Annotated in this window: 11 protein-coding genes; 7 read left to right on the forward strand and 4 right to left on the reverse strand. The window is 64.2% G+C overall.

Annotation, left to right across the window (positions count from 1 at the left end; genetic code table 11):
- Positions 1–148: 148 nt before the first annotated feature.
- The gene (locus BJ994_RS12035; RefSeq protein WP_167994434.1) at positions 149–1417 is read right to left on the reverse strand and encodes a geranylgeranyl reductase family protein; all 1269 of its coding nucleotides are present in this window, start codon (positions 1415–1417) and stop codon (positions 149–151) included.
- Positions 1418–2182, reverse strand: coding sequence for a demethylmenaquinone methyltransferase (locus tag BJ994_RS12040; RefSeq protein WP_167994436.1), 765 nt, complete (start codon positions 2180–2182; stop codon positions 1418–1420).
- A gap of 95 nt (positions 2183–2277) precedes the next feature.
- Here BJ994_RS12040 and BJ994_RS12045 point away from each other — a divergent pair, with 95 nt between their 5' ends.
- The 4 genes from BJ994_RS12045 to BJ994_RS12060 all read left to right on the forward strand — a co-directional run bounded on the left by BJ994_RS12045 (position 2278) and on the right by BJ994_RS12060 (position 6164).
- On the forward strand, positions 2278–3630 hold the full coding sequence (locus BJ994_RS12045; protein ID WP_167994438.1) for an isochorismate synthase: 1353 nt from the start codon (positions 2278–2280) through the stop codon (positions 3628–3630).
- A gap of 122 nt (positions 3631–3752) precedes the next feature.
- Complete coding sequence (locus BJ994_RS12050; protein WP_167994442.1) at positions 3753–4544, forward strand: transporter substrate-binding domain-containing protein; 792 nt, start codon at positions 3753–3755, stop codon at positions 4542–4544.
- A gap of 78 nt (positions 4545–4622) precedes the next feature.
- Positions 4623–5408 (forward strand): ABC transporter permease subunit, encoded by a 786-nt coding sequence (locus tag BJ994_RS12055; protein ID WP_167994444.1) that lies wholly within the window; start codon positions 4623–4625, stop codon positions 5406–5408.
- 3 nt (positions 5409–5411) lie between these two features.
- Positions 5412–6164 carry an amino acid ABC transporter ATP-binding protein gene (locus BJ994_RS12060; protein ID WP_167994445.1) on the forward strand — a complete coding sequence of 251 codons (753 nt, stop codon included), beginning with the start codon at positions 5412–5414 and terminating at the stop codon, positions 6162–6164.
- A gap of 47 nt (positions 6165–6211) precedes the next feature.
- Here the strand turns inward: BJ994_RS12060 and menD are convergent, their stop codons facing one another.
- Positions 6212–7903 (reverse strand): 2-succinyl-5-enolpyruvyl-6-hydroxy-3-cyclohexene-1-carboxylic-acid synthase, encoded by a 1692-nt coding sequence (menD, locus tag BJ994_RS12065; RefSeq protein WP_167994446.1) that lies wholly within the window; start codon positions 7901–7903, stop codon positions 6212–6214.
- Positions 7904–7964: 61 nt separating this feature from the next.
- On the reverse strand, positions 7965–10133 hold the full coding sequence (locus BJ994_RS12070) for a PhoX family protein (RefSeq protein WP_167994447.1): 2169 nt from the start codon (positions 10131–10133) through the stop codon (positions 7965–7967).
- Positions 10134–10342: 209 nt separating this feature from the next.
- Between BJ994_RS12070 and BJ994_RS12075 the strand changes: the two genes are divergently transcribed.
- The 3 genes from BJ994_RS12075 (at position 10343) to BJ994_RS12085 (ending at position 14015) form a co-directional block, all read left to right on the forward strand.
- On the forward strand, positions 10343–10951 hold the full coding sequence (locus tag BJ994_RS12075; RefSeq protein WP_167994448.1) for a TetR/AcrR family transcriptional regulator: 609 nt from the start codon (positions 10343–10345) through the stop codon (positions 10949–10951).
- 110 nt (positions 10952–11061) lie between these two features.
- Complete coding sequence (locus tag BJ994_RS12080) at positions 11062–12300, forward strand: MFS transporter (protein ID WP_167994449.1); 1239 nt, start codon at positions 11062–11064, stop codon at positions 12298–12300.
- Positions 12301–12338: 38 nt separating this feature from the next.
- The gene (locus BJ994_RS12085) at positions 12339–14015 is read left to right on the forward strand and encodes an amidohydrolase (protein ID WP_342450366.1); all 1677 of its coding nucleotides are present in this window, start codon (positions 12339–12341) and stop codon (positions 14013–14015) included.
- Positions 14016–14134 lie beyond the last annotated feature (119 nt).

Below are 14134 nucleotides of genomic sequence, written 5' to 3' on the forward strand. Positions count from 1 at the left end.
CGGTAGGCGCTATCGGCAGGGCCCCTACTTGAGCGCCAGCGAAAGTTGGGGGGCCGGTAGGCACTATCGGTGGAGGAACGTGGGAACTTTCGTGCAGCTCAGGTGAGCCGATGGCGTCGGAAGCCCCCGTAGCTGCACGAATCTAGCCCTACTGGTTGCCGGTCGCCGGTACCAAGCCCTCAAGAACCCGGATGACCCGGTCCTCAAAGCCTTTCCCCTGCGTATCCGTCAGGTTGGCGAGCATCCGCACAACGAACCGCATCAGCACGGGAATCGGCATGCCCGTCCGCAGCGCCAGCCGCAGGATCGCCGGCTTGCCGATCAGGGCAGCGAAGACACGGCCGAGCGTGAAGTGGCTCCCCCAGGAATCGCGGATTAAGCCCGCGTAACCGGACAGCACGTTGTCCCGGGCAAGGCCCGGCGCAACCGCCATGGCACGTTCGATGAACTCCGCAGCGTACCTGGCCGATTCCATCGCATAGGAAATGCCCTCACCGTTGAACGGCGACACCATCCCGCCGGCATCCCCCAGCAGCAACAATCCGGGCTGATAGTGCGGCGTCCGGTTGAACCCCATGGGCAGCGCAGCGCCGCGGATCTCGCCCTCCTGGTTTTCCTCGGAGAACCCCCATTCGGCCGGCATTCCGGCGGTCCAGTCCCGCAGCACCTGCTTGTAGTCCAGCTTGCCGAACGATGCAGAGGAATTCAGGATCCCCAGCCCCACGTTCGATGTGCCGTCTCCCACGCCGAACACCCAGCCGTACCCGGGCAGCGGCTTCCCGGTGGCATCCGGCAGCTCAAGCCAGCCCTCCATCCACGGGTCCTCGTGGCGCGGGCTGTTGAAGTACGTCCGCACGGCCACACCAAGGGGCCGGTCATCCCGCTTGGCCATGCCGAGGCTCACGGCCGTCCGCGTGGAGTTGCCGTCCGCCGCCAGCACGACGTCGGCCGTGAAGGTCTTCTTCTCGCCGGTACGCCTCCCGTCGGGACCAAGCACATTGACGACGACGCCGGTCACCCGCCCGGTCTTGTCCCGCACCGCTTCGGTGACGGAGTGTCCCTCCAGAATCTGCGCACCGGCCGAGCGCGCGTGCGCGGCCAGCTGCTCATCGAAGCCAAACCGGGTTCGGACCAGCCCGTAGGACGGGAAGTCGGAAAGCTCGGGCCACGGCATCTCGACAGTGCGTCCGCCGGCGATGAGTCGCAGCCCCTTGTTACGCCGCCACCCCAGTTCCTCGCCGTGGGGCAGGCTCAACAGTTGGATCTCCCGCGCCGCCCGTGGCGTGAAGCCATCGCCGCACACCTTTTCACGCGGGAAGAAAGTCTTCTCGAGAACAGTGGTTTCGATGCCGGCCGCAGCCAGGTAGTACGCAGCGGTGGAACCAGCGGGTCCAGCGCCGAGGATGAGGACTGACACTTAGTTGGCAGCCCTGCTGCTGCGCCGCCGTCCGCGCGTCTGGGAGGCGGCCGCCGTCGTCGTAATGGCGCCCTCCGGCTTGGTGGCACGGTGTACGGCTACGATGCCGCCGTTGAGGTTGCGGTACGCAACCGAATCCCAGCCGCTTCCGCTGATCCAGGCGGCGAGTTGGTCCTGGTTGGGCCAGGCGCGGATGGACTCGGCGAGGTAGACGTATGCGTCCGGGTTGGAGCTGACCTTCGTGGCGATGGCGGGGAGCGCGCGCATGAGGTACTCGGTATACATGGTGCGCCAGAGTGCAATGGTGGGCTGCGAGAACTCGGCGATGACCAGCCGGCCGCCTGGCTTGGTCACGCGCAGCATCTCCTCAAGCGCCCTGGTGGGTTTGTCCACGTTGCGCAGGCCGAAGGAGATGGTGCAGGCGTCGAAGGAGTTGTCGGCGAAGGGGAGGTTGGTGGCGTCGCCTGCGATGAAGTCGATATCCGGCCGGCGGCGCTTGCCTACGCGCAACATTCCGAGTGAGAAATCACACGCTACGACGTTCACTCCCGCGTCAGCGAACGGCTCACTGGAGGTTCCTGTCCCGGCCGCGAGGTCCAGCACCCGGTCACCGGGCTTGGCATCGACGGCCTCGACCACGATGCGCCGCCAACGGTGTGTTTGCCCTAGCGAGAGCACGTCATTCACGACGTCATACTTGGGCGCCACGTCGTCAAACATGGCCGCAACTTCGTCGGGACGCTTATCCAGCGATGCTCGATTCACTTCGCTATTGTCTCAAACATTGCACTGCACCCCCAATCACGGCAGAAACGGGCCCGATCCAGACCTGAGCGCGGACGGGAGTACGCTAATGCATCATGAGCAATCCGTCCCCTGCCGCAGTGGCGACGCCGCTGACCCAGGCGCCGGCGCTCCGCAGCATCACCTTTGAGCGGGGCGATCTCGAGCTCAGCACGGGCCTGCTCGACTACGTGATCCGCAATGACGTACACACCTGGATCCGCCGTGGCGGTGGCCTCGTTGGCTTCGGTGAGGTTGCCCGCTTCACCACCTCCGGGCCCGGCCGGTTCGCCGAAGGGCAGCAATGGTGGCGCGAGGTGATCGCCGCCGCCGACGTCGTCGACCCCCTTGCCCGGCCCGGTACCGGACTGTTGGCTTTCGGTTCGTTCGCCTTCTCCAAAACCTCACGCCACCCCTCGCGCCTGATCGTGCCGAAGATCATTGTGGGCAGCCGGGATGGCAAAAGCTGGCTGACCTACATCACCGACGACGACGGCGCGGAGCTGAGTCCCGCTGCAGCGGAGACGGCTCTGGCCTCCTTTCTGGACGACGTCGAACCCGAGCGGAAGCCGTCTCAGGAAGACCGGCTGGCCCCCGGCATCCTCACCGAGGAACAGTGGATGACGGCGGTAAGCCGCGGTGTTGCCCACATTCGTGATGGGGAGCTGAGCAAACTGGTGCTCGCCCGTGATGTAGTGGCTGAGCTGGGATCGCCCATCTCAACGGCCCAGGTGCTCCGCGAACTCGCCGTGCGGTATTCGGACTGCTGGACCTACTCGGTGGACGGCCTGATCGGTTCAACGCCGGAGATGCTCATCAAGGTCGAGGATCAGACGGCGCGCGCACGCGTCCTGGCCGGAACCCTGGACCGTTCCTCGGCCCCGGCCGGTGAAGCCGGGTACGCCGACCGAGTTCTCGCCGGGTCCGAGAAGCAGCAGCATGAGCATGAAATCGCGATCGATTCCCTCACCCGCCAGCTCGAGCCGTTCACCCGCACCATGACCTCACACAGCGAACCCTTCGTGCTGGAACTGCCGAACGTCTGGCACCTCGCCTCCGACGTCACCGCCGAATTGGCGCCCGACGGCGAGGGCCGGGTGCCGTCGTCGTTGGCCCTGGTCGAGGCGCTGCACCCGACCGCGGCCGTATGTGGTACGCCGACCACTGTGGCCGGCGAGCTGATCCGGGAACTTGAGCACCTGGAGCGCGGCCCATATGCGGGGCCGGTGGGCTGGATGGACGCCGTAGGGAACGGCGAGTGGGGTATCGCGTTACGCGGCGCGGTCGTTGAAACACCCACCCGGGTGCGGATGTATGCCGGCTGCGGGATCGTGGAAGCATCCCAGCCGACTGCCGAACTGGCCGAGACCTGGAGTAAGTTCCGGCCGATGATCGAGGCACTGGGCCTTCCCGTCCCATTACGGTATTGAATCTTTTCCAAGGACCGCTTGGTTACCAATAGGCAATACCTGTAGCCTGTGATGCACATCTCTATACAGCTAGAATCGTCCATGACGTTTCTTTACATCCCGTTCAAAGCTGAGGTATCTGCATGTTCTCCAAGATCTCCAAGTCGCTTGCCGTTGTGGCAGTCGGCACGCTGGCTCTGACCGCGTGCGGCGGCGGAAACGAATCGGAAGGCGGCGCGGACAACCCGCTCGGCCTGGTCAACCCCGGAAGCCTTACGGTCTGCTCCGACATCCCCTACCCTCCCTTTGAGTTCGAGGAGAACGGCGAATACACCGGCTTCGACATCGATCTGGTGCGTGCAATCGCCGAGGGCATGGAACTGGAACTCGCGATCGAGGATGTCGCGTTCGAACCTCTGCAGAGCGGGGCTTCATTCGCCGCCAACCAGTGCGACATCGGCGCGAGCGCAATCACCATCAACGAGGAGCGGCAGCAGAACCTCACGTTCTCGGACCCCTACTACGAGTCATTGCAGTCGCTCCTGGTTCCTGCCGATTCGGACATCGCGAGCATCGAAGACCTCGCCGGCAAGTCCGTGGGCACCCAGCAGGGAACCACCGGCTACACCTACACCGAAGAGAACGCGCCGGAAGGCACGGAGATTGTGCAGTTCCCCGGAGACGCGGAAATGTATGCCGCGATTCAGGCAGGCAGCATCGACGCCATCCTGCAGGATCTCCCTGTGAATATCGGGCACACCGAAGACGGCGCCTTCACCATCGCCGAGGAATACCCAACGGATGAGCAGTACGGATTCGCGATGTCCCTTGAGGGCTCCGAAGAACTGGTCGCCGCTATCAACGAGCAGCTCGCCGCGCTTCGTGAAGACGGCACCTACGACGAGATTTACAACACCTACTTCGAGGAGCAGTAAGCCTCACACGCCAAGCGGCAGTTCCCATTGTGGAACTGCCGCTGTCGTGTCCACCTCCTGAAAGTTAGGTAGAAACACGTGAAACCCTCAACCCGTAAACGGCTCTTTCAGGGCGTTCTGTATGCGGTCTTCATCATCGTTGTCGCCGTCGTGGTGCTTACCACCGACTGGGTAGTGATCCAGAACAACTTCTTCAACCTAGAGGTTGCTGCGGAGACGTTCCCGGAGATCGTCACCATCGCGGCGAAAAACACCGTGCTGTACACAGCAATCGCCTTCGTCGGCGGCATGATCCTCGGTTTGGTCTTCGCCTTGATGAAGCTCTCACCGGTGCTGCCGTACCGCTGGTTCGCGACGGCGTACATCGAACTGTTCCGCGGACTGCCTGCCCTCCTGGTGATCTTCGGATTCGCCTACGGACTGCCGATCGCAACCGGTTGGCAACCCCCGGGCGGCAGCACCGGCGCCGGCCTGATTGCGCTGATGATCGTGTCCTCCGCATACATCGCCGAGACTCTCCGGGCCGGCATCGAAGCCGTACCCAAGGGTCAGGTCGAAGCCGCCCGGTCCTTGGGAATGCGCCCCTCCTGGACCATGGTTTCAGTGGTGCTGCCACAGGCCTTCCGCATTGTCACTCCCCCGCTGACCAATGAGCTCGTCATCCTCATCAAGGACACCTCACTGCTGTTCATCGTCGGCATGGCGCTGGGCGAACGCGAACTCACCACCTTTGCCCGCGACGCCCTCACCACCCAGGCCAACTCAACCCCGCTGGTCCTGGCCGCTCTGCTGTACCTTGTCATCACGCTGCCGCTCACCCAGCTGGTCGCCAAACTGGAACGCCACAACAAGAGAGGCCGGTAGATCATGGCCGCAACGAAAGAAACCGGCGTACCCGCTATCGAGGTGCGCAACCTGCACAAGAGCTTCGGCGACAACGAAGTCCTCAAGGGAATCGACTTCCACGTGGACGAAGGCGAGGTGGTCTGCGTTATCGGGCCGTCCGGATCCGGCAAGTCCACCCTCCTGCGCTGCGTGAACCGGCTGGAGGAACCCACCTCGGGAACTATTGTGGTGGAAGGGGTGGACATCACCGACAAGGAAACGGACCTGGACCAGGTCCGCACCCGCATCGGTATGGTGTTCCAGCAGTTCAACCTCTTTCCGCACCTGAATGTCACCCGCAACCTGACGCTCGCGCAGATGCGGGCCAAGAAACGCAAGAAAGCGGAGGCCATCGAGGTTGCGAAGCGCAACCTTGCAAAGGTTGGTCTCTCAGAGAAGGCGGAAGCTTTCCCTCCCCAGCTCTCCGGCGGCCAGCAGCAGCGTGTTGCCATTGCGCGCGCGCTCTCGATGGACCCGGACATGATGCTCTTCGATGAGCCCACCAGCGCGCTGGACCCCGAACTGGTGGGTGACGTCCTGGACGTCATGAAGCAGCTCGCCCGTGACGGCATGACCATGATGGTTGTAACCCACGAGATGGGTTTCGCCCGTGAAGTAGGCGACCGTGTTGTCTTCATGGACGGCGGCGTGGTTGTGGAGCAGGGCAAGCCCGAGGACGTCCTCGGCAACCCCCAGCACGCTCGGACACAGGAGTTCCTCTCGAAGGTGCTCTAACCCGTGGGTGCGCACATAATGACGCTTCGAGGGAATCATGTGCGCACTCAGCGGGCCGTCCGCGTGGCCTCGCGCACTGCGTCCTTCACCCGGGCGTGAAGATCGCGAAGACCGGCGCGGTTCGTCCGGACCTCCACGATGGACCGGCCCCCGATCGGCTCTGCCAGGGCCTCGTCAAGCTCCTCGGCTGAGGAAACCAGCCGGTGCGCAACACCGTAACTGCCCGCGATCCCGGCGATATCCGCCTCATGGGGCGTGCCGAAGAGCCGTTCCACAGCGGGACCGTAGCGTTCGATCGTAGCCGGTTCACCGTGTTCGAGCAGCCCGAAAATGCCTCCGCCCGCGTCGTTGAGCACCACGACCTGCAGGTCCGGCTCCTCTTCGCCGGTTCCAAGAAGGAGGCCACCGGCGTCGTGCAGGAAAGTCAGATCCCCAACCAGCAGGCGGGTTGGAATGCCCGCCGCCAGCGCAATCCCGCTTGCCGTGGAGATTGTCCCGTCAATTCCCGCAAGCCCGCGGTTGGCGTACACCTCGAGGGGATGCCAACCGGCGGAAGCCACCAGGTCGACGTCGCGGATCGGGTTGGAGGACCCGAGCACCAGGTTGCCGCTGGTGCCCTCCCAGACCGCGTCCGCAACGTGCAGTCCGTTCAGTGCCGGTTCCGCTGCGAGCAGCAGCCGGATGGCGGCTTCCGCGCGAGCGCCTGCCACCTGCCACTCCTCAAGCCAGCCGTCCGCGCCGCGGCCGACGAACGTGAGCAACTCATCGAGCGCGGGGATGATGCGCTCCGGTCGCCGTCCCGTTTCGAACCACGACGCCGGCTCAGGGACATAGAGGGCGCGTTCGACGTCGGTGCGGGCCAACAGAGCAGCAACGGGCCGGGAAAGCGTGGGTCGGCCGAAAACCACCACCTTCCCGATCCGGGGACCGAACTCTTCGAGCAACAGGCGATACGGTGCAATGGCCGAGGACCCGAAACGGGCGTTGGAAGAGGGCTCTGCGAGCAGCGGCAGGCCAAGATGCTGCGCGAAAACGGCCGCGATCTCCCCCGCGCCATGCCCGGCGAGCACCACTGTTCGCTCGCCGTCCGGCACGGAGGCGGGTGACGCCGTCGTCGTTGGTTCATCGCGTTCGGTGCGTGCCGCGGAGGAGGGCGCGGCAGGCTTCGATAGGGCGGAATCGCCCGGCACGAGAGGGTCCCGGAAGGCGAGGTTCACCTGGACGGGTCCGGGAGGCTGTGTGACGCCCCGGGCTTCGGCAAGCGCACGGGCGAGGTGGGGTGCGGGGTCGGATCCGGCGGGGACGTCGACGGCAGCGCGTACGTGGACGCCGAACAGTCCCGCCTGGCGGGTGGTCTGGTTGGCGCCGGTGCCGCGAAGCTCGTCGGGGCGGTCCGCCGAAAGCACCACCAGCGGGATCCCGGCATGGTTGGCCTCCATCACGGCGGGCATCAGTTCACCCACGGCCGTTCCTGAGGTGGTCAGCACCGCGGCCGGGCGGCCGGATCCCGAGGCGAGGCCCAGCGCGGTGAACCCGGCGACGCGCTCGTCGATCCGGACGTGCAGTTTCAGCATGCCCGCCGCCTCAGTCTCGGCAAGGGCGTAAGCCAGCGGGGCGCTGCGGGAGCCTGGTGCGACTACGACGTCGGTGATGCCGTTGGCGGCAAGGGCGGCAGTAATGCGGCGGGCTGATTCGATGGAGTCCACTCCCCCATCCTCACACTGCCCGCACACGGTCATGGAACTTTAGTGCAGATCCGGTGCGTCCGGATCAGCCGAAGTCACCGGATCCGCACGTTAGTTACTTGTTGTTCCGGCCGCCACGGTTCTCATCGTTGCGCGGCTTTCCCTTGCCACGGCCGCGCCCGGGCTTGTCGTCGCCTTGTCGCTTCCGCTCGTCCGGGAAAACCTGGATGACGGAGGGGCGGGGCAACGCGCCCTCGCCGCGCTTGGGCGCGCTCCACTCCGGCACGTAGTCGGGGAAGAGGGAGGTGTGCGCTCCCCAGGACCCCTCTTCGCCTGGGTGCTGGACGGCGACGAAGACGTTCTGCTCGTCGTCGTGGATGATGGGGCCGCAGGTCTCGCCGTCGCGCGGTACAGCGAGGAACTGGTCCACCCGACCGCGCTCGCGGCCTTCCAGCGTTACGCGGAACAGTCCGTCGCAGTAGCCGATGGTGCCCGGCTGCCCGTCGGTGGAAATCCACAGGTTGCCCGCACTGTCGAACGCGAGATTATCGGGACAGGAGATGGGCGACACCTTGTCCGCAGGATACCCACCGAAGTAGGTGCTCGCGTTCGTCGACGGGTCACCGCAGACGAGCAACAGGTTCCAGGTGAATCTCGTGGAGGTCTGGTCGCCGCCGTTCTCGGTGATTTCGACGACGTGGCCGTCGCGGTTGCGGGTACGCGGGTTGGCCTCGTCCACGGGAGTGTTGGAGCCGACGCCGCGATTGGTGTTGTTGGTGCAGGCAACGTAGACCTTGCCGGTGTGCAGGTTGGGCTCAACGTCCTCTGCCCGGTCCATCTTGGTGGGGCCGACCTTGTCAGCGGCTAACCGCGTGAAGACGGCAACCTCCGCAGTGGTCATGCCCGGGACGGCCGAGCGGTTGTTGATGATGAGCGGCAGCCACTCGCCGACGCCGTCGAACGCGCCGTCGGTTGGAAGGCTCCCGGTGCCGTCAATCTCCGGAACCGAGTTGCCCTGGAAGCGCGCCACGTAGAGGGAACCCTCGGAGAGGAGGTTCATATTCGCCCGGCGGTCAGCGGGAGTGTTCCCCTTCCGGACTTTGTTCCTCGAGACGAACTTGTACAGGTAATCGAAGCGCTCATCATCGCCCGAGTACGCGACTACCCTGCCGTCGTCGGCGACTATCACGTTCGCACCCTCGTGCTTGAAGCGGCCCAGCATTGAGTGCTTCTTGGGGGTGGATGTGGGGTCGAACGGGTCAACCTCGACGATGTATCCGAAGCGGTTGGCCTCGTTCGCGTAGCCTGCGTTCCGGGTGTCGAAGCGGGGATCGTCGATCTCCCAGCGGCGTCCGGTGGGGCTGGGAGTCAGGCCGTACCGGCGGTCGGCGTCGGAGGTGCCGGGGGTGACGAAATAACCGTTGAAGTTTTCCTCGCCGGAGAGGATCGTGCCCCACGGTGTGGTTCCGCCGGCGCAGTTTCCGAGCGTGCCGAGGATGGTGCGGCCCGATGGATCGTCGATGGTTTTGACGAACTCCGTGCCCGCTGCGGGCCCGGTCAGTTCATACGGCGTTTCCATGAGGAAGCGGCGGTTCAGGCGGCCACCGACGACGTACGTCCAGGGCGCGTTCTTGTTCTTGCGAACAAGTTCCACCACCGACAGTCCGTGCGCGGCGCGCGCTGTTGCCCGGACCTCCTCCGCCGGCATCTCCGGCGGGAACATGATGTTCTCATTGGTGTACTCGTGGTTGGCGAACAGGACCGCCCGGCGGCCCTTGCTTCCCGGGATTTCGATGATGTCCGTGTAGTCGCAGTTGTAGCCGAACTGCAGCTCCTGGGCGGCCGCAGTCTGGTTGTTGGCGTCGAATCCGGGCGAGTTGCGGAAGAGCGGGTCACCCCAGCGGATCACTGTGCGCCAGGAGTACCCGTCCGGAACCGTGAAATCGTCAACGAGGGCGTCAACGGGGTCAATCGGCGTAAAGGCGAGCTTGCTCTTTCCGCCACCGCGCTTCGCAGCGACAGCTGGGGCGATCCGCGCTCCCCCGGGCGCCGCAGCGGCGGAGTTCGCACCGACGAGCATGGTCAGGGCGCCGGCCGCCCCGGCGCCCACGACTGCGCGGCGGGACAGTTCGTTCGAGACAATGTCCCGGAAGTAGTTGTTGCTGCTCGTGTTGCACACGGCGGCAGCGCACGCGTTGTCGCACTTGAGCGCACAGGTGACGGCGCTGCGCTTTCCGTTGGTGTGGCCGAGCATGGGCAGGAGACGGCGTTTGGTGTCGCTCATTTTGAGAGAACCTTCCGGATTTGTTCGGTGTGGGGCCGGTCTCACCTTGGCAAGCGAAATGAACCGATCCGGGGTCCTTGGGTAAACGGGTGCGCAACTGAAGGCGAACACCCGGCGTTGGCAGATCGACGACGACGGCGGGCCTCCACACGTTGCTATGCCGACTGAGCAGTACATTCGAGTGAGTTGCCAACCCGAAGGAGATCCCGATGCCCCGACCTGCTTCTCCCTTGCTGTCGGTCGATGCCATTGTCGATACTGCAATGGCGCTGGTGGACGAATCTGGCGATTTCAGCTTCCCGAAGGTCGCTGGCAGGCTCGGTGTCAGCCAGTCGGCACTGTATAACCACATCGATAACCGGGAGCACATTGTCGAGCTGATGCGGGGCCGGCTATTCAGGAAGCACCCGTTCCCTATAGTCAAGGATCTTGATTGGGACATCGCCCTGACGGCTCTGATCACTGCGTATCGGGACGGGTTTGCCGCACACCCCCGTCTGGTACCGATGCTGGTGACCCAGACCATCCAGGATCTTGATGTGATTGGCCTGTATGAGGAAGTTGCTCTCATTCTGGAGCGTGCAGGCCTTACTCCAGCGCAGATAGCCCCCGCCATCGCGACGATCGATTATCTTGCACTCGGCGCAGCCCTGGATCTGGCAGCACCCGACGTCGTCTGGTCACCGCCCGAGGGGGATTTTCCAGCGCTCAACCGTGCACTGAGCAGCAGCTCAGCGGAGGAGCGTGCCGGGACTGCCTTTCGCTTCAGCCTCGACATACTGATTTCAGGGATCCGAGCTATGACCGCAAAGAATTAGTGAAAGGCTTTCACTAAACCTCTTGTGTGTTGCGTGAAGATGCTCCAAACTAAATGAATGACATTCGTTTAGTGATGACGCTCACATCATGCCTCCACAGAAGGAGCACCATGTCCCATTCCAATGTTGAGTCGGCGCGAGTACCGCTGACAGCCAAACGCGCCGTTTCCGTGTTCGGGATCAGCGTTGTGGGCTTCATGACAGCAAACCTGGCCCCGATCATGATTCTCGCCCTCACCACCGAACTGGGTTTCACCGTCATCGACGCCGGTGCCCTGATCACTGCTTCCCTGCTCGCTTGTGCCCTCTCCTGCCTGCTCACCTCCCGTTGGTCCGCTGCAGGCAATGGACGCTACGTCGTCGCACGGGTTGGCCTCGCCATGACGGCCATCGGATTCGGTGCCGCCGCCTTCGTGCCGGTACCCGCCGTCGTCGTCGGTGGCATTATTCTCGGCGGTCTCGGCGCCGGTGGTGCCGTGTCAGCCGGCGGTGCCGCGCTCGGCGCCCTGCGGAACCCCGAGCGGGTCTCGGGCATCAACGGTTTCGTGAACCGGGCGATCGTCTCGGTTCTGCTGTTCGCGATCCCCCTACTTGGCGCAGGAATGGGCAGTGCTTTCGGGCTGCTCGCGGGCCTCGCCGCGGCTGCGCTGCTGGCTGCCTCATGGCTACCGCTTCCGGCACAGGATCCGCCCGTCAGCAATGAGCCGTCGCATGAGCGAGCCAGCGGCACATCGCGGCGAGTAAAAATTGCCGGTTTCGCCCTGTTGGCATGCTTTGCGCTATGGGCACTGAGCGAGGATTCGTTATGGGCCGTAGCGGCCACGATGGGAGCAGCCCAGGCGAGCCTAAACGAAACCGGCATGGGGTTGGCCTTGAGCCTCTCAACCTTGGGCGGTCTCATTGCGACGGCTCTGGTTAGCCTGTTCGGCGCGCGTCTGGGTCGCACCCTGCCGTTGGCGTGCATCCTCGTGGCGGGCGGGCTCCTGAAGCTGTTGTCCGGAACGGTGACCGACCCTGACTGGTATCTGGTTGTCATCATCGCGTGGAATACGCTCTATGCTGCCGCGTTTGTCTACATCGTTGCTGTTGCAGCCGCACTGGACGCCTCAGGGCGCTGGTCCGCCCCGCTACTGGGCGTCTACCTGATCGGTTCGTCCTTCGGGCCGCTCTTCGGTACCTCGCTGTCCACCGGCATCGGCTACGCCGGAATGGGAACGGTGCTTGCTGTGATGACTTTTGCCCTGCTGATTCCGTTCGTCCTGATTTCCCGGACATCCGTGCGGGTACAGACGCAGACGGGTGAAGACGCCATCCAGCAGGGTGCCCGGACCAGAAGCGCGATCGCCTGATGCCCACTAACTCTCCCGCACAATACGAAAGTACTGATGTGAACCAGAGCATTCTCTACTTCAACGCTGCAGTTTTCACGGCCAACGGAAGTCCCGCGGATGCCTTCGTGGTTGAAGCGTCACGATATGTCTATGTTGGCACCGAGGAGGACGCCCGCGCCGCTGCCGGATCGACAGCGCGCGAAGTTGATCTCGAAGGTCGCTTCGTCCTGCCCGGATTTGTCGACGCCCACACTCACTTGCTGATGATGGGACAGTCCGCACAGAAGGTGCTGCTCCGCGACGCACCCGATCTGTCTACCATTCAGGAACGGTTGCGCGCGGCCGCCGCTGAGGCTCCGGACGCGCCGCGGGTCCTGGGTACGGGATGGCTTTACAGCGCACTGGGCGGGGCTGCGCCAAGTCGCCGGCTGCTCGATGAAGCTGTGCCGGACCGGCCGGTCTATCTCGACGCGAATGATCTGCACTCAGTGTGGGTGAACAGTGCGGCGCTGGCCGAACTCGGCATTGGCCACGCCACACCCGATCCGCACGGGGGAAGGATCGGCCGCGATGAGAGGGGTGAAGCGGATGGGATGCTCTATGAAACTGCAGCACAGCAGATTGTCTGGCCCGCTCTTGCGCGGGCAACAACCGACGCGGATCGTGATTCACACCTCGAAGCGGCCTTTGAGCACTACCTGTCCGTCGGCGTGACCAGCGCAGTCGACATGGCGGTGCAGGACGATGACCTTGAGGCATTCCGCCGCGCCTTGCAACGCCACGGCGGTTCCCTGCCCCTGCGCGTCAAGGGCCACTGGCTTGTCTTCAGGCACGAGAACACCGAGGAGAACCTTGCCCAGGTGCGGCGCGCCGTCGAACTCGCCGCTGAGTTCTCCAGTGAGTGGCTGCAGATCCGCGGGATTAAGATCGTCATTGACGGTGTAATTGACAGCTGTACCGCGGCGATGAAGGAGCCGTACGCTGACGGCAGCCAGTGCGAACCGATCTGGGACCGGGAGGCGCTGATTCCGGTCGTAGCAGCGGCTGACGCCGCCGGCCTTCAGGTTGCCCTGCACGCCATCGGGGATGAAGCATCCGATATTGCCCTCGATGCTCTGGAGGAGGCATACCGGATCAACGGCCCGCGAGACCGTCGGCACCGCATTGAACACCTTGAAACAGTCACCGAGGCAAATATCCAACGGCTAGCCGCGCTGGGTGTGGTTGCTTCCGTGCAGCCGGTTCACGCTGATCCGGCGATTCAGGACAACTGGCAGTCGGTGCTCGGCGACGCCCGGGTCCATCGGGCGTACCCGTGGACGGAGTTTTTGGCTGCGGGAGCAACACTGGCTTTGAGTACCGATGCTCCCACGGCGCCGCACCAGCCCCTGCCGAACATGTACGTGGCTACTACGCGAAAGTCGGCCATCGATCAGTCACTGCCGCCCAACCGTCCGGAGTACGCGCTGGGCCTCGCGGACGCCCTGTGTCATGGCACACGCGACGCCGCGTACTCCTGTCGCGCCGAGGACCGTGAGGGGCAAATAACGTCCGGGCACCTGGCAGACTTCACCGTGCTGGATACGGACCCTTTCCGCTCCGACGCAGAAGCGCTCTTGACTAACAGCACGCGGCTGACAGTGGTGGGCGGGAGGATCCGCTTCGACGCAGCCAACTCAACTTCGGGCTACGTCGATTGCTCCACAAGCGCAGATTCTCACGCGACTCCATAACGGCAGCGATCGATCTCGGCGTCGTCAGACACGATTGGGCGCAAGACGAACTCCGCGATGGAACGGGCTCGCTCCGTTCAGTGAATCGCACATGGGCCTCCTGCGGCATCTGAACCTGC

The sequence above is a fragment of the Arthrobacter pigmenti genome (assembly GCF_011927905.1).
GTDB lineage: Bacteria > Actinomycetota > Actinomycetes > Actinomycetales > Micrococcaceae > Arthrobacter_D > Arthrobacter_D pigmenti.